Genomic DNA, 21,393 nt, shown 5'->3' with positions numbered 1-21,393 from the left:
TCAGTTCCTCCCCTTGAGCCGATAGGTGGTGATGGCGATGTTGTCGAAGCGGTCCTTGCCCTCGCCGGAGAGGCGCTCGGAATGGCCGATGTAGAGATGCCCGCCCGGCGGCAGCAGATCCGCGTAGCGGACCCAGATCTTGGCCTGGGTCGGCTCGTCGAAATAGATCACCACGTTGCGGCAGAAGATCACGTCGAAGGGCCCGCGGAACGGCCACTGGGCCATCAGGTTGAGTTCGCGGAAGGTGATGAGCTGCTTGACCTGGTCGCCCACCTGCCAGCGCTTCTCGGGCGTCTGGGTGAACCATTGCTTGCGCATGGCCGCATCAACGGTTTCGATCGACTGGCCGTCATAGACCCCTGCCTTGGCCTGGGCGATGATCTTGGGGTCGATGTCGGTGGCGAGAATGCGGATGTCCAGGCTTGCCGCGTTGGGCACGAGGCCGAGCACGGTGAGCGCGATCGAATAGGGCTCCTGTCCGTCCGAGCAGCCCGCCGACCAGATCCTGACCCGGCCGCCGGCCTTGGCGCGGGCGCTCAGGCCCGGCAGAACCTCGGTGCGGAGATGGTCGAAATGGTGGTTTTCGCGGAAGAACCGGGTGAAATTGGTGGTCAGGAAGCTCAGCATCTCGCGGCGTTCGGCGGCGCCTTCGGAGGAGCCGACCAGGGCGCAATAGTCCCGGAAGCTCGCCAGGCCGGTCTGGCGCAGCCGCTTGGACAGGCGCGAATAGACAAGCGATGCCTTGGTCTCGTTGAGCGCGATGCCCGCATCCGAGTAGATCATCGCGGCGATCTCGGAGAGATCCCGGCGCGTCAGGGGATATTCCCCGTTGACGAGGCAATCGTCTGGTCGTCCTGCCTGGAGTATGGCTGCGGCGCTCATGCGGCCTCGCTTTCAATGGACCCGAAGAGGGCGTTAAGTTGTATGAGACAGACCATTCTGCCTTCGATCGGGATGATGCCCTGGACGAAGTCGCGACCCATTTCCCGGCTCACGTCCGGCGCCGGCTGGATGGCGCTTTCGGCAACGGCGAGGATGTCGGAGACCGAGTCCACCAGAAGGCCGACAAGCTGGCTGCCTGTCTGGATGACGATGATGACATGGCGCTGGGAGGGATCCGTCCTGTCCATCCCGAGCCTTTGCGACATGTCCATGACCGGAAGGACCACGCCGCGCAGATTGATCACGCCGCGGACATAGCCGGGGGAATGGGGCAGCGGGGTTGCGGGCGTCCATCCGCGAATTTCGCGCACAGCCATCACTTCGACGCAGAACTCCTGGTCGCCGATGGTGAATGCAATCAATTCGCACATGTCGTTGCCCGATACCCGCATCAGCCCGCTCCCCTCACCCTGTCGCCGAAAGCGTCATTTCGGAGCTCAGCGCATGGCCGCGCGAGGCGGTGACCACCGCATCGACGTCGAGGATGAGCGCCACCCTGCCGTCGCCGAGAATGGTGGCCGCGGCGATGCCCGGAACATTGGTGTAGTTGGCCTCCAGGCTCTTGATGACGACCTGCCTCTGGCCCTGGATTGCATCGACCATGAGCGCGCGCTGGCCGCCGCCTTCCGATTCCACCAGCAGCGCCACACCGTCGATCGGGTTGGCGAGGTCGGGGCGGAAATTGAGGATGTGGCCGACATCGACGAGCGGGCAGAAGGTGTCGCGGATGGCGATGAGCCGCTGCGTCGGGCCGAAGGCGTGAATGTCCTGCTTTTCCGGCTGCAGCGTCTCGACGATGGCCGTGAGCGGCACCACCAGGGTCTGGTTGGCGACCGTCACCACCATGCCGTCGAGAACGGCGAGCGTGAGCGGCAGGCTCATGGTGAAGATCGAGCCCTTGCCCGGCTTGGAGGTGATGGAGATGCGGCCGCCCAGTTGCTGGATCGAGCGCTTGACCACGTCCATGCCGACGCCGCGACCGGAGATGTCGGAGAGCTTCTCGGCGGTGGAGAAGCCCGGGTGGAAGATCAGGTTGTCGATTTCCTCGTCGCTGAGGTTGGAATCGGCGGCAATCAGGCCGTTCTCGATGGCCTTGGAGCGGACCCGCTCGCGATTGATGCCGGCGCCGTCGTCGGCGATCTCGATGACGATGCGGCCGGAACGGTGCTTGGCGGTCAGGCGCAGGATGCCTTCGGGGTTCTTGCCCAGCGCCGCGCGCTTTTCAGGCGTTTCGAGCCCGTGGTCGACCGCGTTGCGGATCATGTGCGTCAGCGGCTCGGCGAGCTTGTCGATGACGGTCTTGTCGACCTCGGTGTTCTCCCCCTCGGTGACCAGACGGACGTTCTTGCCGGTCATGTCGGCGATTTCGCGGACGATGCGGCCCATGCGCTGGAACACCGGCTTGACCGGCTGGGCGCGGATGGCCATCACGCTGTCCTGGATTTCCCGGGTGAGCTGCTGCAGTTCTTCCAGGCCGAGATTGATCGCCGACGACCCGCCGGTTTCGTTCTCGACCACGCTTTGCGCGAGCATCGCCTGGTTGATGACCAGTTCGCCCACCAGGTTGATGAGCCGGTCGACCCGGTCGAGGTCGACGCGGATGGTCTGCGGCGCGGCGGGAACCGCGGCAACCGCGCTTTCCTTCTTCTCCGCTTCCGCGGCAAGGGCCTTTTCGGCGCGCGGCAGGCTCGGCGGCGCGAGCGGCGCCTCCTCGACGGCGGCGACGGCCGCCGGACGGGCGGCGGCAATGGGGACGACCACCGCCGCGGCGGTCTCGGCGGGGACGACCGGCTCTTCCTCGAGCATGGATAGATCGAACGGCACCGGCGCCATGGGCTGATCCTCGCCCGCCGCGGTGGGGGCCGAGAACGCCTCGTCATCGGAGCCGGGCGTGATCTCGATCAGGCAATCCCATTCGGCGAATTCGAAGACGTGGCGGACGGCCTCCTCGTCCTTGTCGGTCTCGACCCGGATCAGCCATGAGAAATAGGCGCCTTCCGGATCGAGCTGGTCGATGGGCGGCAGCGTGTCGATGTCGCAACGGACCTGGAGATCGCCAAGCCTGGCGAGGTCGCGCAGCAGCAGCACCGCCTCGTTGCCCTTGGCGTAGAGATCGGAGCGGGGCTTGAAGCGCACCGTGAACACCGACCGGCCGGCAATGGCCTCGTCCGGCAATTCGGCCGCTTCGGCTTCATCCTCGAAGCCGTCGAAGCTGAACGGGACCGGCTGGAAGCCGCTGTCGTCGGTGGCCTGCGGCGCCGGTTCGGCGGGCGCTTCCTGCTTGACCGGCTCGGGCGCCGATGCCGGCAACGGCGTGCCCTTGGCGAAGGCGTCGAGCTCCTTGACCAGGACCGAGGTGCGGGATTTGTCGATGCTGCCGCCGTCGCGGGACGCGGCGGTGAGGTCGGCAAGCACGTCGGCCGACTTGAGCATCACCTTGAGCAGTTCCGACGATGTCTGTAGCTTGTTGGATCGAACGCAATCAAGGGTCGTCTCGAACACATGGGCGAAGGCGACGAGGTCATCGAGGCCGAAAGCCCCCGCCCCGCCCTTGATCGAATGCACGGCGCGAAACACCGCATTGACCGTTTCCGGATCGGTGTCGCCATCATTGATGCGGAGAAGACCAGATTCCAGTTCCGCGAGCTGTTCCTCGCATTCCTGGAAAAAAATGTCCTTGATTTCATTCATATCCATGGGACAGGTCCTGTCAGGCGGTTACACGCTCAATGGCTGCGATAAGCTTGGACGGGTCGAAGGGTTTGACGATCCAGCCCGTTGCGCCGGCTTCACGGGCGCGGTTCTTCTTCTCGGCGTCGCTTTCGGTGGTCAGCACCAAGATCGGGATCGCCCGGAAGCGGTCGTTCTGGCGCACGCCTTCGATGAAGCCGAACCCGTCAAGGCGGGGCATGTTGATGTCGGTGACGATGACGTCCGGATTGGATTCCTCCAGGACTTCAAGCCCTTCGATACCGTCTTCCGCCTGCACCGTGTCGAAGCCGGCATTGGTGAGGGTGACCAGCAACATGTTGCGGATTGTCCGCGAGTCGTCGACCGTAAGAACCTTCTTCTTCATTTCAGCATCTCCTTTGGAAGCAGGGCTTCATCCGAAATTCCCAGCAATTGCAATGTTTTAATGAATGCATCGGAGGCCTGATTGACCCTCAGGCTCTGGTCTTCGGCGCGCCAGCTCAGCGCCGCGGCCAGCAGGACCTGAACGCATTGGGCGCCAACCCGGGTCACGTCTGTCGCGTCGATATCGATGTCTTCGCCCTTGTGCGCGAGCACTTGCTCATGCAGCCTGCTGGCCGCATTGAGGTCCAGGACCTCGGGCAGTTTGAGTACTTTAGGTGCTACGTCGGTGGACGACATGCCAGATATCCTCGCTCGTGAAAGGGCTTGTGTTCTTTGCCGCGGCGTGACCCAGAAGCCGTGTCATCGCGCCAACCTCCGCTGCGCATAGCGGTCTTGCGCGAGCCCGGCGGGCTGTGCGCCACCCGACAGCTCCACGCTTTGAAAGCCGGCATGGTGGGCCTGCCGGTGCATCCTGATCTTCTCGCCCAGTTCGGTGATCACCAGGCGCAGATCCGCCTGGGTTTCGGCCGCGCCCGAGATTCGGGCGGCGCCGGCGGCGATCAGGCCGGCCGTCTGGCCGAGGCTGGCTGCCGTGCCGGCAAGCTGCGCGGCTTCGTTTTCCGCCGCCGCGCCGACACCCGCCACCGATTGCGAGATCCTGCCGACCTGCTCGACCAGTCCCGAGATGGCGGAGCGGGTGCGGTCGACGAGTTCGACGCCGCGCCCGACATGGGACTTGGCGTCGGAGACGAGGTCCTTGATCTCGTTGGCGGCGCCCGCCGAGCGTTGCGCCAGCGCGCGCACTTCGGTGGCGACGACGGCGAAGCCGCGGCCGGCGTCGCCGGCGCGCGCGGCCTCGATGCCGGCATTGAGCGCCAGGAGATTGGTCTGGAAGGCGATTTCATCGATCACCGAGATGATCTTGCCGATCTGCTCGGCGGATTTCTCGACACCGGCCATCGCGTCAATGGCGTTCTCGACGACCCTGTCGCCGGCCTCGGCGCTCTGGCGGGCCTCGGCAATCAGCGTCTCGGCCTTGCGGGCGGTTTCGGCGGTGAGGCGGATGCGGCCGGCGACGGCGGCCAGCGTGTCGTGCTCGCCGCCCAGGCTCGCGCCGTGGCTCTCGATGTCGGCGCGGACCTGGTCGAGATCGTCGCTCAGCCGCGCGGCAAGCCGTTCGGCGTCGGACAGGCGCACAGCCGCGCCCGTCACCAGCTCTTCAAGGCGGCTGACGGCGCGGTTGAAATTGTCGGCGACCTCGCGGTGCGGCTCGATGCCGGCCGGTTCGACGCGCACCGACAGATCGCCCTCGGCCAGCCGGGCGAGCGCCGTGCCAAGCGTCGTTTCGACGAGCTCCCGCTCCCCAGCGACCGCCTCCTCGCGCTGGCGGATCAGGCTCCTGGACTGTTCGCTCAGGCGATGGGAGACCTGCATGTCGATGTCGATCAGCGCCGCCTTGACGACATCTACCAGCCGATCGGCCAGCAGCCTGTGGTCCGAACGGCTTGAAAACAGGCTGAAAATGCCGGTGCGGCTTTCCTCCACCAGGCGCCTTATGACGCGCTCGAGCACGAGCGCATGGCCGCCGATCGACCAGCCCGCGTCAAGCCCGATGCGCTGGCGGACTTCGCCGAGAATGACCGAGCGGTCTACATAGAGCCCGTCGAAACGGCCGTCGGCGAGGATCGACCAGTGCGCCACTTCCAGCTCTTCCAGCCGGTCGATCTGGCGGGCCGAGGTGAACAGAGAGGCGATTTCAGGGGTGTTCTGCAGGCGTTCGAAGAAGGCGGACAGCGCAATGCGGGCCTCGGCCTCGATCATCGGGCGGATCGTGCGCAGACGTTCGCAGCCCTCGGCGTCGAACGCTGTCAGGTCAAGGCGCGCGCGCAGGCCGTCGGCCGCCGCCGCCGCATCCCTCACCCTTGCCTGAACCTGCCCCACGCCATCACCCCAATCGGCGGCCCCCGGCCGCGCATCTGCATTCAAACCTGGCTTGTACCGAAATCGTCCCCGTGCGATTTGCGCGGCCGCCACGCTGAGATGACGGGACACGATTGCGCAGCGCTGCCTGGCTCATGGAATTTTTTGGATCCGGACTGACTCCGGTACGGCGAAGCGGCTTCATGCCTTTGCGAGGGCGGACTACCGAAGCCTTCACAATCCGACGATTGAGCAGATTTTTACGTGCTAATCCTTGCCTGAAGGTTAACGCCGCAGGGCTAGTGTTAATCAGTTGTTGGGGATAACCCGCGCATCGCCTGCGCCAGTTTCGCACAAGTTGCGTCAGGCAGTGTCCCGGCCATCGATGACAATGATGTCACCAGGATTCGAGCAATGATTGTTCTAGGAATTGGCGCTCTCGCCATCGCAACCGCCACCCTCGCAAGCTTTTCAATTCTGTTGCGGTCCCACGGCGCGCGAATCCGGCACATGCCGGTTTTCTGACAGGTCACACACTTCGCATAATTCCGATCGACCAGGCCCGCATCCCGACCGGGTGCGCCCAACGCCGAAGGTCCATCCAGGCGCCCTGCCCGTTCAGAGCGCGGCGATGTGGTTGTCCCAGGCGCAGGCGTGGGAGGAGGGTCCGAAGCGGCCCAGTTCGCTGGAGCTGATGAAGCCGTCGGCCCGGGCCTGGATACCGCAGGTGCGGGGCGCGGTTTCAAGATCGAGCGGTCGGCCGGACCTGGTGTCGAGCGTCAGCACCACGCCGCTCTGGGGCGAGGCCACGGCCAGCGTGACCCCGTCATTGCCGATGGCGACGGAGCCGGCATATTTGCCGAAGGTTGCTGCGACATCCCCGGGCAGGTCGACGGAGACGAGGCCAAGTTCCTGGTCCAGCCTGGCCAGGACCGGCACGTCGTCCATCACATCGCCCTCGTACTGGCCGCCGATCCAGACCCGGCTTGCGGCATCCACGGCCATGTGGCGCAGGGACAGCCGGTGCAGCTGTTCAGGCAGGGCGTGCGAGGACAGAAGCGATCCCGTCGCCGTGTCGATGAGAGCGATGGACGGCGCCATGGTGGGCAGATTGAGCTTCTCGCGACCCTGGTCGGGATGGGTGCGGATGCCGCCATTGGCCACGCACAGCGTCTTGCCGTCGGGCATGAGCACGATCTCGTGCGGGCCGATGCCGTGCGAGGGGAATTCGCCGATCCGGCTGAAGCCGCTCGTGGCGTCGTAGACACCGATGACGCCGTCGCCGCTGTCGAAGGCGTTCTCGGCGGCGTAGAGCAGCTTGCCGTCCGGCGAAAACGCGCCGTGGCCATAGAAGTGCCGGTCCCCGGGCGTGTGGAACGGCACCGGTTCGGCGGCCCGGGCCTTGTTGAGCGCGACGGCGAAATTTCCCGGACGCCGGGCAAACGCCACCAGCCATTGCGCGGCCGCAGAGGTGGCAAAGCCGTGGCCCCGCCCCGGCAGCAGATGGGTCGAAACGAGCGCGCCTCCATCGTCGAGGATGGCCACGCCATAGGCGCCCTGCGGGTCCATGTAGGCCGAGGCGAACAGGAGCTCCGACCGGGCCAGCCGTTCCGCGCCGGCGGGCGTCAGGCCAAAGAGCCAGGCGAGGCCGGCGCCGGCCAGGAATGTGCGCCGTTCAAGCAGGATCCGGGTCAATCGCCGTCTCCGAACGAGAAGCCGACGGCAAGCCCGCCGGCCTGGGCGAACTCCTGGTCGAGCCGGCCGATGATGATCCGGATCGCGTAGGCGAGATAGGCCAGCCTGTCGCGCGTCTTCGGATCGGCGAGCAGGTCCTCGACCGGGGCGTCGAGGCTGTCGGCGGTGCGGATCGCCTGGGTGAACTCGAACCGGATGGTGTCTGCAAGCCGTGGCGCCATCTCTTGGGCGACGATCTCGATTCCGCTGCGGGTAAACAGCGCCTCCAGGCCCGACACGCCGGCGCTGATCGATGGCAGGGTCATGTCCGAGCGCCAGTAGAGCGCCGATCTGGGCCGGTCGCGATCCGGGTTCTGGGTGTCGAGAAAGGCGCCGATGCGGGTGTCGCGGATGGCCTCGAGCCCGTGGATCATCTGCCCCAACAGAACGCTGACGGCTTCCTGGTCGGTGCGAAACAGCGGATTGCCGGGTCCGGGCTTCAGGAAGGCCGTAAGATACGGACTTCCCTCCTCCCATTCGGCCATCAGTTCGGCCGACACATGGGTGATATTGGCCGCCGCCGCGCGGCCGAACCGGCAGCGGTGGCCGGCGCCGCTGTCGCCGCCTGTGGCGAGTGTCTCGCTGCCCGAGCCGAACAGGATGTATTCGAGCGCGCCGAGCCCCTGCATGGCGACGCTCTTGCCTGACAGCGCGGCGGCGTCGGTGACGCTTTCGTCCTCGGTGGCGATGGCGGCCTGCACCTGCTTCCGGCCGGTGCCCTTGCGGTCGGGGAAGAACAGGATGCGCTCCAGCCGGTTGTCGGACATCACCGCGCCGAGCCGGAGCCATTCGATCCGCGACCAGGCGTCGGCGACCTCGCGGAAACCCTCCCGCGCTGCCGCAAGCGCCTCGTCGGACGGGGTGGCGCACAATGCGTCGAAACCCGCCTCGAGCCCGGCGGCGGCCTGGTTGACCGTGGCGTAACGGGGGCGAACGTAGTCGGTGACCATGCGCTCAAGCACCGGCTCGATCGAAGGCGGCGTGCCGGTCTCCGCCCCGGCGGGGCCGGCGGCGCCCACCAGCATCAGCGCGAGAAGCAGTGTCAGGACACGGGACATCAGAGACTTTCCAGAAATTTGACGAGATTGTCGCGGTCGGCCTCGTCCAGCCCGGCAAAGCCGTCGCGCGCGGCCCGGGCCTCGCCGCCATGCCAGAGAATGGCTTCGGTCAGATTGCGGGCCCGGCCGTCATGGAGGTAGAACGTGTGGCCGTTGACCACCTGCGTGAGACCCGCGCCCCAGAGCGGCGGCGTGCGCCATTCGCGGCCGCTGGCCGCGCCCACCGCTTGTCCGTCGGCCAGTCCCTCGCCCATGTCGTGCAGCAGGAAATCCGAATAGGGCCAGATGAGCTGGAAACGGTGCGCCGGGTTCTCCGCCTTGCGCGAGGTCACGTATTTGGGCGTGTGGCAGGAGGTGCAGCCGAGCGTGTAGAACAGCTCCTTGCCAGCGAGCACGGCCCTGTCACCCACATTGCGGCGGGCGGGAACGGCCAGGTTCTGCGCGTAGAAGGTGACCAGGTCCATGACCGGGTCGGGCGCCTCGGTGTCGCCCAGTCCGGCCTGGGCTCCGGTGGGCAGGTCCATGCAGGACGTCTGGGCCGGGGTGCAATCGCCATGGCCGGCCGGGGTGTCGGGCGTGGAAATGCCGATGTCGCCGGAAAATGCCCCGGACGACTGCTGCCTTACCGTCGCATTCTGGGCTTTCCAGCCGAACCGGCCCAGCGCGATCCGGCCGGTGGCGGGATCGCGGGCGAGCGCCGCCCGGCCCGACACGCCGTCGCCGTCCCGGTCGTCGGGGTCGGCGCGGGCCAGGATGTCGGCGGGATGAATGGCCTCGACCAGTCCCAGGCCGGTCATCGGCGGCGTCATCCGCGGCGACAGGGTGGTCTCCGGATCGAGCGGGCCGAAGCCGAGATCGGCGACGCTGTAGCTCGGCTTGCGCAGTGTCACGCGCGTGCCGTCGGCAAGGTCGACCGGCAGGTCCTGGTACGCGATCACCATCCGGCCCTCGGCCTTGAGGCCCGGCACCGCCAGATCCTGGAGCTGTCCGCCGTAGACCGGGTCGGGCAGCGACGCCGCCAGATAGGTCTTGAGCGCCTGGCGTTCCTCGTCGGTCCTGGCCGGACGCGCCAGCCGCAGGAACATCGACGTGGCGTCCGCGGCACCTTCCGGCGGGTGGCCGCGGCCGTCCTTGATGTGGCAGCTCTGGCAGGCCCGGGCGTTGAACAGCGGACCCAGCCCGTCGGAGGCCTGCGTCGAGGAGGGCGAAGACACCCACAGCTTGCGGAACAGGGCGTTGCCGAGCTTGAAGGTCTCTTCCTCCTTGAAGGTGAGATTGGCATTGAAATGGGACAGCGCGTCGCGGTTGACGAGCTTCGTCGAGGTGCCGGCGCCGCCCTGCATCGCCTCGAACTGTTCCGGCTCGGCGAAGGAGACCGCAGGCGCGACCACGCGCCCGACCCGGTCGCGGTCCTTCCGGGACAGGTCGTCGCGGACGGTCGGCAAATCGGACAGGTCTCCGGCGGCGGCCGGCGCCCCGGCGAGGAGCCCGAGGCAGACTGCGAGGCTGGCGATTAAGGCTGTTCCGGACGGGCGCGGACGGGGCGCCGTGAAGGCAGGTGCTGAAAATTTTTCGGTCATGAAGCGCCGCACGGGCCGGAGCCGCGTGGGCGCAAAAAAACAATTCGCCAAGCCTATCAAAAAGCAACTTGGCGACAGTGTCGTGACAGTCATTGCACTCCCTTTGCGCTCACTCCGAGTCAGCGGACGAGGCGTTCAACTGACCGTATTGCTGTTCGCCGAGGTTGCCGAGCAACTGAAGCTGGGTTTCGAGAAAATCGATGTGTCCCTCCTCGTCGGCAATCAGCGATTCAAAGAGGTTCTTGCTGACGTAGTCTCCCTCCTGCTCGCAGATGTCGCGGGATTTGGTGTAGGCGTTCCAGGCATCCTGCTCGCCGGCGAGATCGGCTTCGAGAACCTCTTTCAGCGTCTGGCCGATCCTGAGCGGCGCCACATTCTGCAGGTTCGGGAAGCCGTCGAGGAAGATGATGCGCTCGATCAGCTTGTCGGCGTGCTGCATCTCCTCGATGCTTTCGGCACGCTCCTTGGCCGCGAGCTTGGTGAAGCCCCAGTCTTCCAGCAGGCGGTAATGCAGCCAGTACTGATTGACCGCGGCCAGCTCCAGAAACAACGCCTCGTTCAGGCATTCGACGACTTTCTTGCTTTTTTTCATGGTGTTCTTTCCCTTGTGTGACAGCGCTACACTCTAGAGTATCCGGTCACGGGAGAGGAACTCCTTTTTGCAACTGCGTTCTTTTTTGCCCTCTCGATCCGCGTCCGCTGGGCGGCGATGCGGTTGAGAAGATCGACCACCTTGGGCGCGGGACTGTCCATGAGCTCATGGTAGCGGCGGGTGGTCTCGACGATGATGTTGATCACCCCGGGAAAGCACCCGCAGCACTTGCCGCGGGCGCTCATGGCCTGGAACACCCGCCCGGGCGTGATCAATTGCCACTCGTCAGCCATGAGGAACTCAAGGATGACGGCCTCGATCTCTTTGCTGGTGACGATGTTGCAACTGCAAACTATCATGGCGCTTTCTCTTACTTGAACACCGCATCGGGGCTGTCGAGACTGTCGGAGCCTTCGAGCTCGATCGTCCCCAGCTCCAGCGCGGCAATGGCGCGTTCGATCGAACGGGTCTGCTTGATCAGCCCATCGATCGCCGCCTGCACGGTGGCGTTGCCTTCTTCATTGCCGGTGGCGATCATCTGGTCATAGGCCTCGGTGGTCTCGGCGCGGGCGACCATGGCGTCCATGGCCGCGACCGTGGCGTCGAGATCGGCCGACACTTCCCTGGCGATCGCCTGGTCCTTCTGGCCGACAAGCTCGGCGAGCGAGGGACCGTTGAGTTCCGTGCCGTCGGGACGGGTGTAGGATCCGGTAAAGGCCGAACGGATGCCGACCGCATCGTAGCGATGGGAATTGTGGGTGTTGTCGGAGAAGCAGTCATGCTCCTCCTCCGGATCGCCCAGGAGCAGGCCGAGCTTCATGCGCTCGCCCGCGAGCTCGCCATAGGACAGCGACCCCATGCCGGTGAGGATGGTCGAGAGCCCGCCGGCGACGCCGGCCTGTTCGAGCGCGGCGCGCGCGGCGCCGCCGTCGGTCCAGTTGGCGGCCATCTCCTCGAGATCGGCGACCAAGAGGTCGCTCGCCGCGGCGAGATAGTCGCGGCGCCGGTCGCAATTGCCATTGGTGCAGTTTTCAAGGCTGTAGTCGGTGGCGGGACGGGCGCCCGCGCCGGGTCCGTTGCCGTTGAGGTCCTGGCCCCAGAGCAGGAATTCGATGGCGTGATAGCCCGAGGCGACATTGGCCTCGATGCCGCCGGCTTCCTGCAGGGTGCCGGAAATCAGCTCCGGCGTGATCTTGCCGGCGTCGACCGTCTTGCCGTTGATCTCGATCTGCGGATTGGCGATGACATTGGCGGTGAACAGCGAATTCTCGTCGCTCTCCGACCCGTAGCTCGCATCGACGTAATCGATCAGGCCCTCGTCGAGCGGCCAGGCGTTGACCCGGCCTTCCCAGTCGTCGACGATGGCGTTGCCGAAGCGGTAGACCTCGGTCTGCTGGTAGGGCACGCGGGCGGCCAGCCAGGCGGCCTTGGCGGCGTCGAGCTTTTCCTCGGTCGGGGTTTCGAGGAAGGCTTCGATGGCGGCGTCGAGCGCCTTCGCGGTCGAGAGCGAATCGGCGAACTTCGCCTCCGCGACATCCGCATAGTGCTCGATCACGGCTTCCGGCGTGGTGTCCGCACGAGCCATCGCCGTCAGCGACGTGGAGGCCAGGAGGCCGAGCCCTATCAGTTTCGCGAGGGTGTTCATGGTTCGTGGTACTCCTGTCTTATGCGTATTTTCAGTGAAGGGAGACGCCGCCCGATCCCGGGATCGAGGACGAGCGGAAGTCGATGTCGGCGATGGCGCCGAGCGGAATCGGCGTGAGCCTGTGGCCGTGGCCGAGCAGGACCGCGGCATAGGCGCTCGCCCGGTCGACGACCTCGATGCAGGCGTCGGAGCAGGAGAGCAGCTTGGCCGAATGCACCATCATCGCCTCGTCGCCATGCTGCGCGCCGGCGACCATGCCGAGCACCAGGCATTCGTCGCGGCACAGATGGCCGGTGCCGGGCTTGTAGAACCTGAGCGGACAGGTGGCGCAGACCCCGAGCTGGCCGATCAGCGAGGCCATCACGTCGAGTGCGTACTGGCCGTCGATGGCGCCGAGCGCCGCGGCATGGGCGGTGCGGGCCGCATCCCAATAACGCATGTCCTGGTGCGCGAGGCCCGCGACGCAATTGCGGTAGCCGTTGACGACCAGGTTCTCCGGCTGCCGGCGCAGATAGGCTGCCGCCGGGCAATCCCCGTCCCTGTGCTGTGGTGCTCGCACTGTCCCGACCCCATGTCGTTTAAACATGAGAATTTTGGTATTGTAATTAGAAAGTGGAGTCAAACTGTATAGTTTAGAATGACTCCAAAGAACGGCCGGGAACCGGCCCGCGGCGCCGCTGGAGGGCCGGGGCGCGCCCCGCTCAACCACCGAATCCGGCCGATCAAAACCGCCTGCCCGGCGCATTGCCGAACGCCCCGCCCCGCCTATGTTCTGGATTGCAGGGCGGGCTCGCCAGCGAGCTGGGGTTTGGGGACTTGTGCCGATGAGTGACGTGCCGCCTGTGACGATTGCGCTGATCGTGGGGAGCGCCCCGAGCGCGCCGCTGTTGCGCGACTGGCCGAAGCCGCGCAATCTGGCGCTGGTGGTCATCAACAATGCCTGGCGCGCGCGGCCCGACTGGGACCACCTGGTTCACGCCGGCGATTTTCCCGCCTCCCGGCTGCCCGACCGGCTCGAGCCGGGCCAGCGCGTGCACAGCCATGAAAGCTATGTGCCCGCCCAGAACAGCTATGGCGGATTCGTCTATGGCGGCGGCACCATGGCCTTCACCGCCGGCTACTGGGCCCTTGCCGTGCTCAAGCCGGATATCCTTGCCTATTTCGCCTGCGACATGACCTATTCCGGCAGCGTGACGCATTTCTATGGCGCAGGAACGGCCGATCCGCTGCGGCCGGATGTGACGCTGCAATCGCTGGAGGCGAAGTCAGTCCGGCTGATGGCGCTCGCGGCGCGGCAGGGCTGCGCTTGCCTCAATCTGTCCGCAGAGCCCGATAGCCGGCTATGCTTTCCCCGCGCCCGGCTCGCCGAGCTCGGCGCGAGGCCGGCCGGGATGCGAATCAACGCCGACGCGGTCAACGCGGCGCTCGCCGAGGAAGCGCGGCTCGGATACATGGTCGAGGACGGTGAATACTGGCGCCACGCCGACCGCTTCGACGCGGCGGCGCTGGCAAGACTTGACCGCCTCTGGCTCGGCGCCTGCGCCGCGCCGGACCTGGAAAGACGTTTCGCCTGAGTGACTATTGTCAAGGCGGCGGTGCGTCTTAGCGGTTTACGGCCGAAGCTTTCCCCGGGAGCGGGCCAGGGCAGGTCCCTGTCCGGCGGCGGTCGCGGGCGGACCGAACAGGCGCCGGGCTTAGATTTTCGCGTGAATATACAATAGTCGAATAGTATCGGAGCCACGGCCATGTTTGTCTTAAGCCTGCTATCACCGTAGCTATGGTGGCAAGACTGGGAGGTCTTGCCGGTTCCACTCCAGGGAGGATGACATGACGAAGTTTCAAGTGAATCGCCGTACGCTGATCAAGTCAGGTGCGGCGTTCGGCGCAGGTCTGGCGCTGCCGACGATTTTCACGAGCTCGGCCCGGGCTTATCTCAATGAACCCAAGGGCGACACCGTCACCCTCGGCTTCAACGTTCCCCAGACCGGCCCCTATGCCGACGAAGGACTGGACGAATTGCGCGCCCAGGAACTGGCGGTTCAGCACCTGAACGGCGAAGGCGACGGCGGCATGCTGAACACCTTCTCGTCGAAGGCCCTGAAGGGCAACGGCATCCTCGGCAAGAAGGTGACCTTCGTGTCGGGCGACACGCAGACCAAGTCGGACGCAGCCCGCGCCGCGGCAAAGTCGATGATCGAAAAGGACGGCGCCGTAATGATCAATGGCGGCTCGTCCTCGGGCGTGGCCGTGGCCGTGCAGGGCCTCTGCCAGGAAGCCGGCGTGATCTTCATGGCCGGCCTCACCCACTCCAACGACACCACCGGCAAGGACAAGAAGCGCAACGGCTTCCGTCACTTCTTCAACGCCTACATGTCGGGCGAAGCCCTGGCGCCGGTGCTGGCGAAGGCCTACGGCGCCGATCGCCGCGCCTACCACCTGACAGCCGACTACACCTGGGGCTGGACGCAGCAGGAATCCATTGCCAAGGCGACCGAGAACCTGGGCTGGGAAACCGTCAACAACGTGCTCACCCCGCTGGCGGCGACCGACTTCTCGTCCTACATCGCCCCGGTGCTGAACTCCGGCGCCGACGTGCTGATCCTGAACCATTACGGCGGCAACATGGTCAACTCGCTGACCAACGCGGTGCAGTTCGGCCTGCGCGACAAGCAGGTCAACGGCAAGCAGTTCGAGATCATCGTTCCGCTCTACTCCGAGCTGATGGCGGCAGGCGCCGGCGCGAACGTGCGCGGCGTCTACGGGTCGATGAACTGGAACTGGCAGTTGCAGGACGAAGGCTCCAAGGCCTTCGTGAAGTCGTTCGGCGAGAAATACGGCCGTCCGCCCTCGAACTCCGCGCACACCTGCTACGTGCAGACCCTGCTCTATGCAGATGCTTGCGAACGCGCCGGCACCTTTGATCCCTGCGGCGTCGTCGAGGCGCTCGAAGGCTTCGAGTTCGACGGCATGGGCAATGGCCCGACGCTGTACCGCGCCGATGACCACCAGTGCTTCAAGGACGTGCTGGTCATGAAGGGCACCGAGAACCCGACCAACGAATACGACACGCTGGAAATCGTCGAAGTGACCCCGCGTGCCCAGGTCGAATATGCTCCGGATCATCCGATGTTCGCCGGCGGCGACCTCGGCCAGTGCAACTCCGGCGCATAAGCCACGCACCCTGCCTGCCGCGTCGCCTTCCGGGCGGCGCGGCTTTCTCATTGACTTGATGACGAAAACCGCTGTGCCGGATGCGCGCGCGGATTAATTGATGCGGGCTTCATTCATGGACGCAATCATTCTGCAAATTCTGAACGGTCTGGACAAAGGCAGCGCCTATGCCATGATCGCCCTCGGACTCACCCTGATTTTCGGCACGCTCGGCGTGGTGAACTTCGCGCATGGCGCGCTGTTCATGCTCGGCGCCTTCTGCGCGGTCACGCTGCAGCGGATGCTGTCGCTGTCCTACACGATCGAGGATCCGACCCAGAAGGACTTCCTGGGCAATCCGCTGAAGGTGGACACGCCCTATATCGTGAGCTGGTTCGGCGATTCGGCCGGGAACGCCATCGTCAACTGGTCGGTGCCGCTCGCCATCCTGTTCGCCATTCCGGTGATGCTCCTGATCGGCTACGTGATGGAACGCGGCCTGATCAAGCATTTCTACAAACGCCCCCATGCCGACCAGATCCTGGTCACCTTCGGACTGGCCATCGTCATCCAGGAAATCGTCAAGTATTTCTATGGCGCCAACCCGATCCCGACGCCGGCGCCCGACATGTTCAGAGGATCGGTGGATTTCGGCGTGATGATCGGCTTCGCCCAGAACGAGATCATCTATCCCTACTGGCGGCTGGTGTACTTCCTGTTCTCGGCGGTGATCATCGGCGCAGTCTTCGCCTTCCTCAGGTTCACCACCTTCGGCATGGTGGTCCGCGCCGGCATGGCCGACCGCGAGACCGTCGGCCTTCTCGGCATCAATATCGACAAGCGCTTCACCATCATGTTCGGCATCGCCGCGGCGGTGGCGGGACTTGCCGGCGTCATGTACGCGCCGATCAACTCCCCCAACTACCACATGGGCATGGACTTCCTGGTGCTCAGCTTCGTCGTCGTGGTCGTGGGCGGCATGGGCTCGCTGCCCGGCGCCGTTCTGGCCGGCTTCCTGCTTGGCATTCTCGAGAGCTTCGCCTCGATGAACGAAGTCAAGTCGGTGATCCCGGGGATCGACCAAATCATCATTTATCTCGTTGCAATCATCATCCTTTTGACCCGCCCGCGCGGTCTTATGGGTCGCAAAGGCGTGATGGAGGAATAATCCATGCTGGGTCTGAGTAAGAAAGACACGACTTTTCTGCTGATCGTCATTTTTCTGACTTTGGCGACACCGATCTTGCTGCAGCCGTTCCCGGAAAACTCGGCGCTGGCACAGTTCAACGCCGGATATCCGGATCTGATGCAGCGCTTCGCGATCTACGGGATCTTCGCGATCGGCTTCAACATTCTCTTCGGCCTGACCGGCTACCTCTCGTTCGGCCACGCCGCCTTCCTGGGCGTCGGATCCTACTCGGTCGTCTGGATGTACAAGCTCCTGAGCTACAACGTGCTGCCCGGCCTCATCCTGGCGGTGATCATGTCGGCGCTGTTCGCCCTGCTCATCGGCTTCATCTCGCTCAGGCGCTCGGGCATCTACTTCTCGATCCTGACGCTGGCGTTCGCGCAGATGTCGTTCAACCTGGCCTATTCGGTGCTGACGCCGCTGACCAATGGCGAGACCGGCCTGCAGGTCTACACCAACGACCCGCAGGTGCTGATGGGCCCCGGCAGCCCGTCCAGCCCTCACTTCTTCGGCATCGTCATGAACGAGAGCGCGAAGGTCGATATCGGCGGCTGGCAGTTCACCTTCTCCAACGGCTATTATTTCTGCGCCATCATCGCCATCATCGTGTTCTACCTGTCGCTCAGGATCTTCCGGTCGCCGTTCGGCATCATGCTGCGCGCCATCAAGACCAACCAGACGCGGATGAGCTACACCGGCCTCAACTCACGGCCCTACACGCTCGCCGCCTTCGTGATCTCCGGCATGTATGCCGGTCTCGCCGGCGGCCTGCTGGCCTCGATGGATCCGCTGGCGGGCGCCGAGCGCATGCAGTGGACGGCCTCGGGCGAAGTGGTGCTGATGACCATTCTCGGCGGCGCCGGGACGCTGATGGGTCCGGTGCTCGGCGCGGGCTTCATCAAATACTTCGAAAACATCTTCTCGAAGATCAATGACAACATCCTGCATACGTGGTTTTCCGCGCTTCCGGACGGGCTGGAGGACGCGCTCGTGTTCATGCTGCATCCCTTCATCGGCAAGGGCTGGAACCTGACGCTGGGGCTTCTGTTCATGCTGGTCGTCATCTTCCTGCCGGGCGGCCTGATCGAAGGCGGCAACAGGATCTGGGGCCTGATCACCGGCAAGGGCCGGAAATCGAAACGGGCGGTCAAGGACAACGACCATCACCCCAAACCATCAGCACACGTCAACTGACCGGCGGAGATATCAGACATGGGAATTCTCGAAGTCTCTAACGTCAACAAGCGGTTCGGCGGTCTGCAGGCGCTCGGCAATGTCAACCTGGACATCGCCCAGGGGACCGTCCACGCGATCATCGGGCCGAACGGCGCCGGCAAGTCGACGCTGCTCAACGTGCTGGTCGGCAAGCTGATCCCGGACACCGGGACGGTGCTGTTCGACGGGGTCTCGGTGCTCGGCCGCAAGCCCTACGAGATCAACCAGCTTGGCATTTCCCGCGTGTTCCAGACGCCGGAAATCTTCGGCGATCTCACGGTGTTCGAAAACATGCTGATTCCCTGCTTCGCCAAGCGCGACGGGTCGTTCCGGCTGCACGCGCTCGAATCCATCGCAGCGGAGAAGGGCCTGATCGAGCTCGCCGAACACATGCTCACCGAGGTCAACATGATCGACAAGCGGCACATGACGGCGAGTTCGCTGTCGCGCGGCGACAAGCGGCGGCTGGAGATGGCCATGTGCCTGGTGCAGGAGCCGAAGCTTCTGCTGCTCGACGAGCCGACGGCCGGCATGGCCCGCGCCGACACCAACAACACGATCGATCTCCTGAACCAGATCCACGACAGCCGCGAGATCACCATGGTGATCATCGAGCATGACATGCATGTGGTGTTTTCGCTGGCCAAGCGCATCACCGTGCTGGCGCAGGGCACGCCCCTGGTCGAAGACACCCCCGAAAACATCAAGGGGCATCCGAAAGTGAAGGAAGCCTACCTGGGAGAGGCCGCAGCATGAGCGAGATCGAACGCGACACGGGCAGGCAGCCATATGTGCGGCCCGACTTTTCCAAGAACGCCAACCATGCGGCGACCGCGCCGGCATTCCTGGCCGTGCACGACATCCATGCCTATTACGGCGAGAGCTACATCGTGCAGGGCGTGAGCTTCAACGTGCACGAGGGCGAGATCCTCGCCCTGCTCGGCCGCAACGGCGCCGGCAAGACCTCGACCCTGCGCGCCATCGCCCAGATCGGCTCGCCGCTGATGACCCATGGCGAGGTCTGGCTCGACCACCAGCCGCTGCACCGGATGAGCTCGCACGAGGCCTCCCGCGCCGGTCTGTCGCTGGTGCCCGAGGACCGGCGCATCATCGCCGGGCTGACGGTGGAGGAAAACCTGCAGCTTGCGCAGATCGCGCCGCCGATCGGCTGGTCGATCGAGCGGATCTACGAGCTGTTCCCGCGGCTCGGCGAACGCCGCAAGCAGGAAGGCGTGACGCTGTCGGGCGGCGAGCAGCAGATGCTGTCGATCGGCCGGGCACTGGCCCGCGACATCAAGGTCCTGCTGCTCGACGAGCCCTATGAGGGCCTGGCGCCGGTGATCGTCGACGAGATCGAGAAGACGCTCAACATCATCAAGCAGCAGGGCATCACCACCATCCTGGTCGAGCAGAACGCGGTGCGGGCGCTCAAGCTCGCCGACCGCGCGGTGATCCTCGAATCCGGAGAAGTCGTGTTTGACGGCACAGCCGACGACGTGCTGCACAACGAGCAACTGCGTCACGACTATCTGGCGATCTAGAACCGTCGCCCTGCCCTGATCCGGGGCGGGCGAACCGGGGCCGCCGCGGCGGAGAACCGATCCGGCAAGGACAAGGTTCTCCGCAGCAGCCGGGCCGTGCGGTGCGCCGCCGCCGGCCGCCGGTTTGCAGCGTCGCGCATCTGTCCTAGACTGGCGTCGTGACCCTGCCCCTGCTCTATTCGTTCCGCCGCTGCCCCTACGCCATCCGCGCGCGGCTGGCGCTCGCCTCCGCGGCGGCAGAGGTCGAACTGCGCGAGGTCGCGTTGCGGCACAAGCCGGAGACCTTTCTCGCAGCCTCGCCGAGCGGCACCGTTCCCTGCCTCGTCACCGATACCGGCGTGATCGACGAGAGCCTCGACATCATGCTGTGGGCGCTCCGGCAGCGCGACCCGGAGGGCTGGCTCGCCATGCCCGAGGAAGGGTTCGAGTGGATTTCCCGTACCGACGGCCCGTTCAAGGCGGCGCTCGACCGGACCAAATACGCCGACCGCTATCCCGGAACCGATCCGGAGGAGCAGCGCGGCCTTGCTGCGGACTTCCTGGCTGATCTCGACAGGCGGATCGACGGCTTCATCTTCGGCCGGCCGACCCTGGCCGACTACGCCATTCTTCCCTTCGTCCGCCAGTTCGCCTTTGTCGACAAGGCCTGGTTCGACGCCCGGCCGTGGCCGGACCTGCAGCGCTGGCTGGAGCGGTTTATGGCCTCGGAGCGCTTCGAACGGGTCATGGCGAAACAGGCCCCGTGGCAGGAGGGCGATCCGCCGGTGCTCTTCCCGTAAGGCCACCCGGCCGCCGGAGCCAAGCTGCGCTCAGTCCTTGTCGGGCTCGCCGTGCCGGTCCCAGCCGGTGATCATCGCCCGCAATTGTGCGCCCACGGTCTCGCCGGTGGTGATCAGATACAGGTGGCTGATCAGGAAGGAGCCGATCAGGAAGGCGGTTCCAACGTGAATGGCGTTCACCCACAGAACCGGCAGATCGCCCGGATAGAGATCCGGAAACCGGCCATAGACCCACAGGATGATGCCGGAGATCCAGATCGCCGGCGCCATCACCACCTGGAAGCCGAGATAGACCATGGCCTGCAGCGGATTGTGCTTGCGCTTGGTGCTCGGCCGGAACGGGTGCGGCGCGCCCAGGAAGATGCCGATCGAATAGAACAGCACGATCGTCCACAGCCGCTCGGTGGTGGGCACATAGTGCCGCCACTGGCCGGTGACGAGGTGCCAGAAGATGGCGAAGACCCACAGCACCACCAAAGTGAAGGCGGCCAGGACATGGAGATCGAGAGCCCGCTCGAAGCCGAGAAGATCGTAATAGCCGTGAATCTCGAAACCGGTCAGCAGCAGGAAGCTGATCAGCGCCGCCTGGAACCAGTGCCAGAACCGCTCGAACCCGGTGAACAGGTAGACGCCCCTGGATTTCTGTGCAGCAGTGTCAGCCATGTCGCGACCCCCTGTAGAAGATGCCGAAGCCGATGCGGGCCATGGCGTGCAGCAGCGAGGCGGCGAGCGTCGCCGCCAGGATCGCCAGTCCCGCCCAGTCGAGCAGGGCAAAGCCGTCGCGCCGGGGAACGAAGCCGCCCGGCAGGGAGGCGAGCAGCCCGTCCGATGCGTGGCAGGATTGGCACGAGAGCGCCTGGTCGGCGGGCGCCACCATGTGGTTGACGGGGATCATCTGCCGGACCCTGGCGAAGGCCACGTCGCCGCTGAACGGCGCGCCGGCCGCCTCCATGCCGGTCCCGACCGCGCTCTT

Annotated in this window: 21 protein-coding genes and 1 pseudogene; 7 read left to right on the top strand and 15 right to left on the bottom strand. The window is 65.3% G+C overall.

Annotation, left to right across the window (positions count from 1 at the left end):
• The 13 genes from LL06_RS15835 to LL06_RS15775 form a co-directional block, all read right to left on the bottom strand.
• Entirely contained in the window at positions 1 to 882 is an 882-nt protein-coding gene (locus tag LL06_RS15835) for a protein-glutamate O-methyltransferase (RefSeq protein ID WP_035528946.1), read from the bottom strand.
• Entirely contained in the window at positions 879 to 1,334 is a 456-nt protein-coding gene (locus LL06_RS15830; RefSeq protein WP_035528944.1) for a chemotaxis protein CheW, read from the bottom strand. The genes LL06_RS15835 and LL06_RS15830 overlap by 4 nt, the downstream gene beginning before the upstream one ends.
• Positions 1,335 to 1,347: 13 nt before the next feature.
• Positions 1,348 to 3,639 carry a chemotaxis protein CheA gene (locus tag LL06_RS15825; RefSeq protein WP_035528942.1) on the bottom strand — a complete coding sequence of 764 codons (2,292 nt, stop codon included), beginning with the start codon at positions 3,637 to 3,639 and terminating at the stop codon, positions 1,348 to 1,350.
• Positions 3,640 to 3,652: 13 nt separating this feature from the next.
• Positions 3,653 to 4,018, bottom strand: a complete 366-nt coding sequence (locus LL06_RS15820) for a response regulator (RefSeq protein ID WP_035528940.1) — start codon at positions 4,016 to 4,018, stop codon at positions 3,653 to 3,655.
• Positions 4,015 to 4,314 (bottom strand): STAS domain-containing protein, encoded by a 300-nt coding sequence (locus tag LL06_RS15815; RefSeq protein ID WP_035528938.1) that lies wholly within the window; start codon positions 4,312 to 4,314, stop codon positions 4,015 to 4,017. The genes LL06_RS15820 and LL06_RS15815 overlap by 4 nt, the downstream gene beginning before the upstream one ends.
• Before the next feature lie 63 nt (positions 4,315 to 4,377).
• Complete coding sequence (locus LL06_RS15810) at positions 4,378 to 5,958, bottom strand: globin-coupled sensor protein (RefSeq protein ID WP_152599642.1); 1,581 nt, start codon at positions 5,956 to 5,958, stop codon at positions 4,378 to 4,380.
• Between the two features lie 597 nt (positions 5,959 to 6,555).
• Positions 6,556 to 7,632 (bottom strand): DUF1513 domain-containing protein, encoded by a 1,077-nt coding sequence (locus LL06_RS15805; RefSeq protein ID WP_035528935.1) that lies wholly within the window; start codon positions 7,630 to 7,632, stop codon positions 6,556 to 6,558.
• A complete protein-coding gene (locus LL06_RS15800; protein ID WP_035528933.1) occupies positions 7,629 to 8,729 on the bottom strand; it encodes an imelysin family protein in 1,101 nt (366 codons plus the stop codon). Before LL06_RS15800 ends, LL06_RS15805 begins: the two co-directional genes overlap by 4 nt.
• Positions 8,729 to 10,309, bottom strand: coding sequence for a di-heme oxidoredictase family protein (locus tag LL06_RS15795; protein WP_081964016.1), 1,581 nt, complete (start codon positions 10,307 to 10,309; stop codon positions 8,729 to 8,731). Before LL06_RS15795 ends, LL06_RS15800 begins: the two co-directional genes overlap by 1 nt.
• A gap of 109 nt (positions 10,310 to 10,418) precedes the next feature.
• Positions 10,419 to 10,901, bottom strand: coding sequence for a bacterioferritin (bfr, locus tag LL06_RS15790; protein ID WP_035528931.1), 483 nt, complete (start codon positions 10,899 to 10,901; stop codon positions 10,419 to 10,421).
• Positions 10,902 to 10,927: 26 nt separating this feature from the next.
• Positions 10,928 to 11,260 carry a (2Fe-2S)-binding protein gene (locus tag LL06_RS15785; RefSeq protein WP_035528929.1) on the bottom strand — a complete coding sequence of 111 codons (333 nt, stop codon included), beginning with the start codon at positions 11,258 to 11,260 and terminating at the stop codon, positions 10,928 to 10,930.
• 11 nt (positions 11,261 to 11,271) lie between these two features.
• Positions 11,272 to 12,486: an imelysin family protein gene (locus tag LL06_RS15780; RefSeq protein WP_244447156.1), complete on the bottom strand. Its 1,215-nt coding sequence runs from the start codon at positions 12,484 to 12,486 to the stop codon at positions 11,272 to 11,274.
• A gap of 91 nt (positions 12,487 to 12,577) precedes the next feature.
• The gene (locus tag LL06_RS15775; RefSeq protein WP_152599641.1) at positions 12,578 to 13,105 is read right to left on the bottom strand and encodes a hypothetical protein; all 528 of its coding nucleotides are present in this window, start codon (positions 13,103 to 13,105) and stop codon (positions 12,578 to 12,580) included.
• Positions 13,106 to 13,370: 265 nt separating this feature from the next.
• Between LL06_RS15775 and LL06_RS15770 the strand changes: the two genes are divergently transcribed.
• The 7 genes from LL06_RS15770 to LL06_RS15740 all read left to right on the top strand — a co-directional run bounded on the left by LL06_RS15770 (position 13,371) and on the right by LL06_RS15740 (position 20,420).
• Positions 13,371 to 14,120, top strand: coding sequence for a hypothetical protein (locus tag LL06_RS15770; protein ID WP_035528921.1), 750 nt, complete (start codon positions 13,371 to 13,373; stop codon positions 14,118 to 14,120).
• A 253-nt stretch (positions 14,121 to 14,373) separates the two neighbouring features.
• A complete protein-coding gene (locus LL06_RS15765; RefSeq protein ID WP_035528919.1) occupies positions 14,374 to 15,717 on the top strand; it encodes a substrate-binding protein in 1,344 nt (447 codons plus the stop codon).
• Positions 15,718 to 15,832: 115 nt separating this feature from the next.
• A complete protein-coding gene (locus tag LL06_RS15760; protein ID WP_035528916.1) occupies positions 15,833 to 16,864 on the top strand; it encodes a branched-chain amino acid ABC transporter permease in 1,032 nt (343 codons plus the stop codon).
• A 3-nt stretch (positions 16,865 to 16,867) separates the two neighbouring features.
• Positions 16,868 to 18,079, top strand: a complete 1,212-nt coding sequence (locus LL06_RS15755) for a branched-chain amino acid ABC transporter permease (RefSeq protein WP_035528913.1) — start codon at positions 16,868 to 16,870, stop codon at positions 18,077 to 18,079.
• 18 nt (positions 18,080 to 18,097) lie between these two features.
• Complete coding sequence (locus LL06_RS15750) at positions 18,098 to 18,856, top strand: ABC transporter ATP-binding protein (protein ID WP_035528909.1); 759 nt, start codon at positions 18,098 to 18,100, stop codon at positions 18,854 to 18,856.
• A complete protein-coding gene (locus LL06_RS15745; RefSeq protein ID WP_052161628.1) occupies positions 18,853 to 19,641 on the top strand; it encodes an ABC transporter ATP-binding protein in 789 nt (262 codons plus the stop codon). The genes LL06_RS15750 and LL06_RS15745 overlap by 4 nt, the downstream gene beginning before the upstream one ends.
• Before the next feature lie 158 nt (positions 19,642 to 19,799).
• A complete protein-coding gene (locus LL06_RS15740) occupies positions 19,800 to 20,420 on the top strand; it encodes a glutathione S-transferase (protein WP_081964010.1) in 621 nt (206 codons plus the stop codon).
• Positions 20,421 to 20,450: 30 nt separating this feature from the next.
• Here LL06_RS15740 and LL06_RS15735 read toward each other — a convergent pair whose 3' ends face one another.
• Together LL06_RS15735 and LL06_RS15730 are read right to left on the bottom strand one after the other, a co-directional pair.
• Positions 20,451 to 21,083, bottom strand: a complete 633-nt coding sequence (locus LL06_RS15735) for a cytochrome b/b6 domain-containing protein (protein ID WP_035528906.1) — start codon at positions 21,081 to 21,083, stop codon at positions 20,451 to 20,453.
• Positions 21,076 to 21,393: pseudogene (locus tag LL06_RS15730) on the bottom strand (hypothetical protein); the annotation flags it as partial. The gene LL06_RS15735 and the pseudogene LL06_RS15730, both read right to left, overlap by 8 nt.

Source organism: Hoeflea sp. BAL378, assembly GCF_000759435.1.
In the GTDB taxonomy this organism is placed as follows: Bacteria; Pseudomonadota; Alphaproteobacteria; order Rhizobiales; family Rhizobiaceae; genus Hoeflea.
This window is presented reverse-complemented; position numbering and strand designations above follow the sequence as displayed.

What these genes read in the sequence shown, in the direction of transcription:
- LL06_RS15815 (WP_035528938.1), bottom strand. Translation starts at nt 4,314, where the DNA reads ATGTCGTCCACCGACGTAGCACCTAAAGTACTCAAACTGCCCGAGGTC.
- LL06_RS15750 (WP_035528909.1), top strand. Translation starts at nt 18,098, where the DNA reads ATGGGAATTCTCGAAGTCTCTAACGTCAACAAGCGGTTCGGCGGTCTG.
- bfr (WP_035528931.1), bottom strand. Translation starts at nt 10,901, where the DNA reads ATGAAAAAAAGCAAGAAAGTCGTCGAATGCCTGAACGAGGCGTTGTTT.
- LL06_RS15745 (WP_052161628.1), top strand. Translation starts at nt 18,853, where the DNA reads ATGAGCGAGATCGAACGCGACACGGGCAGGCAGCCATATGTGCGGCCC.
- LL06_RS15800 (WP_035528933.1), bottom strand. Translation starts at nt 8,729, where the DNA reads ATGTCCCGTGTCCTGACACTGCTTCTCGCGCTGATGCTGGTGGGCGCC.
- LL06_RS15765 (WP_035528919.1), top strand. Translation starts at nt 14,374, where the DNA reads ATGACGAAGTTTCAAGTGAATCGCCGTACGCTGATCAAGTCAGGTGCG.
- LL06_RS15830 (WP_035528944.1), bottom strand. Translation starts at nt 1,334, where the DNA reads ATGCGGGTATCGGGCAACGACATGTGCGAATTGATTGCATTCACCATC.
- LL06_RS15780 (WP_244447156.1), bottom strand. Translation starts at nt 12,486, where the DNA reads ATGGCTCGTGCGGACACCACGCCGGAAGCCGTGATCGAGCACTATGCG.
- LL06_RS15835 (WP_035528946.1), bottom strand. Translation starts at nt 882, where the DNA reads ATGAGCGCCGCAGCCATACTCCAGGCAGGACGACCAGACGATTGCCTC.
- LL06_RS15795 (WP_081964016.1), bottom strand. Translation starts at nt 10,309, where the DNA reads ATGACCGAAAAATTTTCAGCACCTGCCTTCACGGCGCCCCGTCCGCGC.
- LL06_RS15785 (WP_035528929.1), bottom strand. Translation starts at nt 11,260, where the DNA reads ATGATAGTTTGCAGTTGCAACATCGTCACCAGCAAAGAGATCGAGGCC.
- LL06_RS15825 (WP_035528942.1), bottom strand. Translation starts at nt 3,639, where the DNA reads ATGGATATGAATGAAATCAAGGACATTTTTTTCCAGGAATGCGAGGAA.
- LL06_RS15820 (WP_035528940.1), bottom strand. Translation starts at nt 4,018, where the DNA reads ATGAAGAAGAAGGTTCTTACGGTCGACGACTCGCGGACAATCCGCAAC.
- LL06_RS15770 (WP_035528921.1), top strand. Translation starts at nt 13,371, where the DNA reads ATGAGTGACGTGCCGCCTGTGACGATTGCGCTGATCGTGGGGAGCGCC.
- LL06_RS15735 (WP_035528906.1), bottom strand. Translation starts at nt 21,083, where the DNA reads ATGGCTGACACTGCTGCACAGAAATCCAGGGGCGTCTACCTGTTCACC.
- LL06_RS15755 (WP_035528913.1), top strand. Translation starts at nt 16,868, where the DNA reads ATGCTGGGTCTGAGTAAGAAAGACACGACTTTTCTGCTGATCGTCATT.
- LL06_RS15760 (WP_035528916.1), top strand. Translation starts at nt 15,833, where the DNA reads ATGGACGCAATCATTCTGCAAATTCTGAACGGTCTGGACAAAGGCAGC.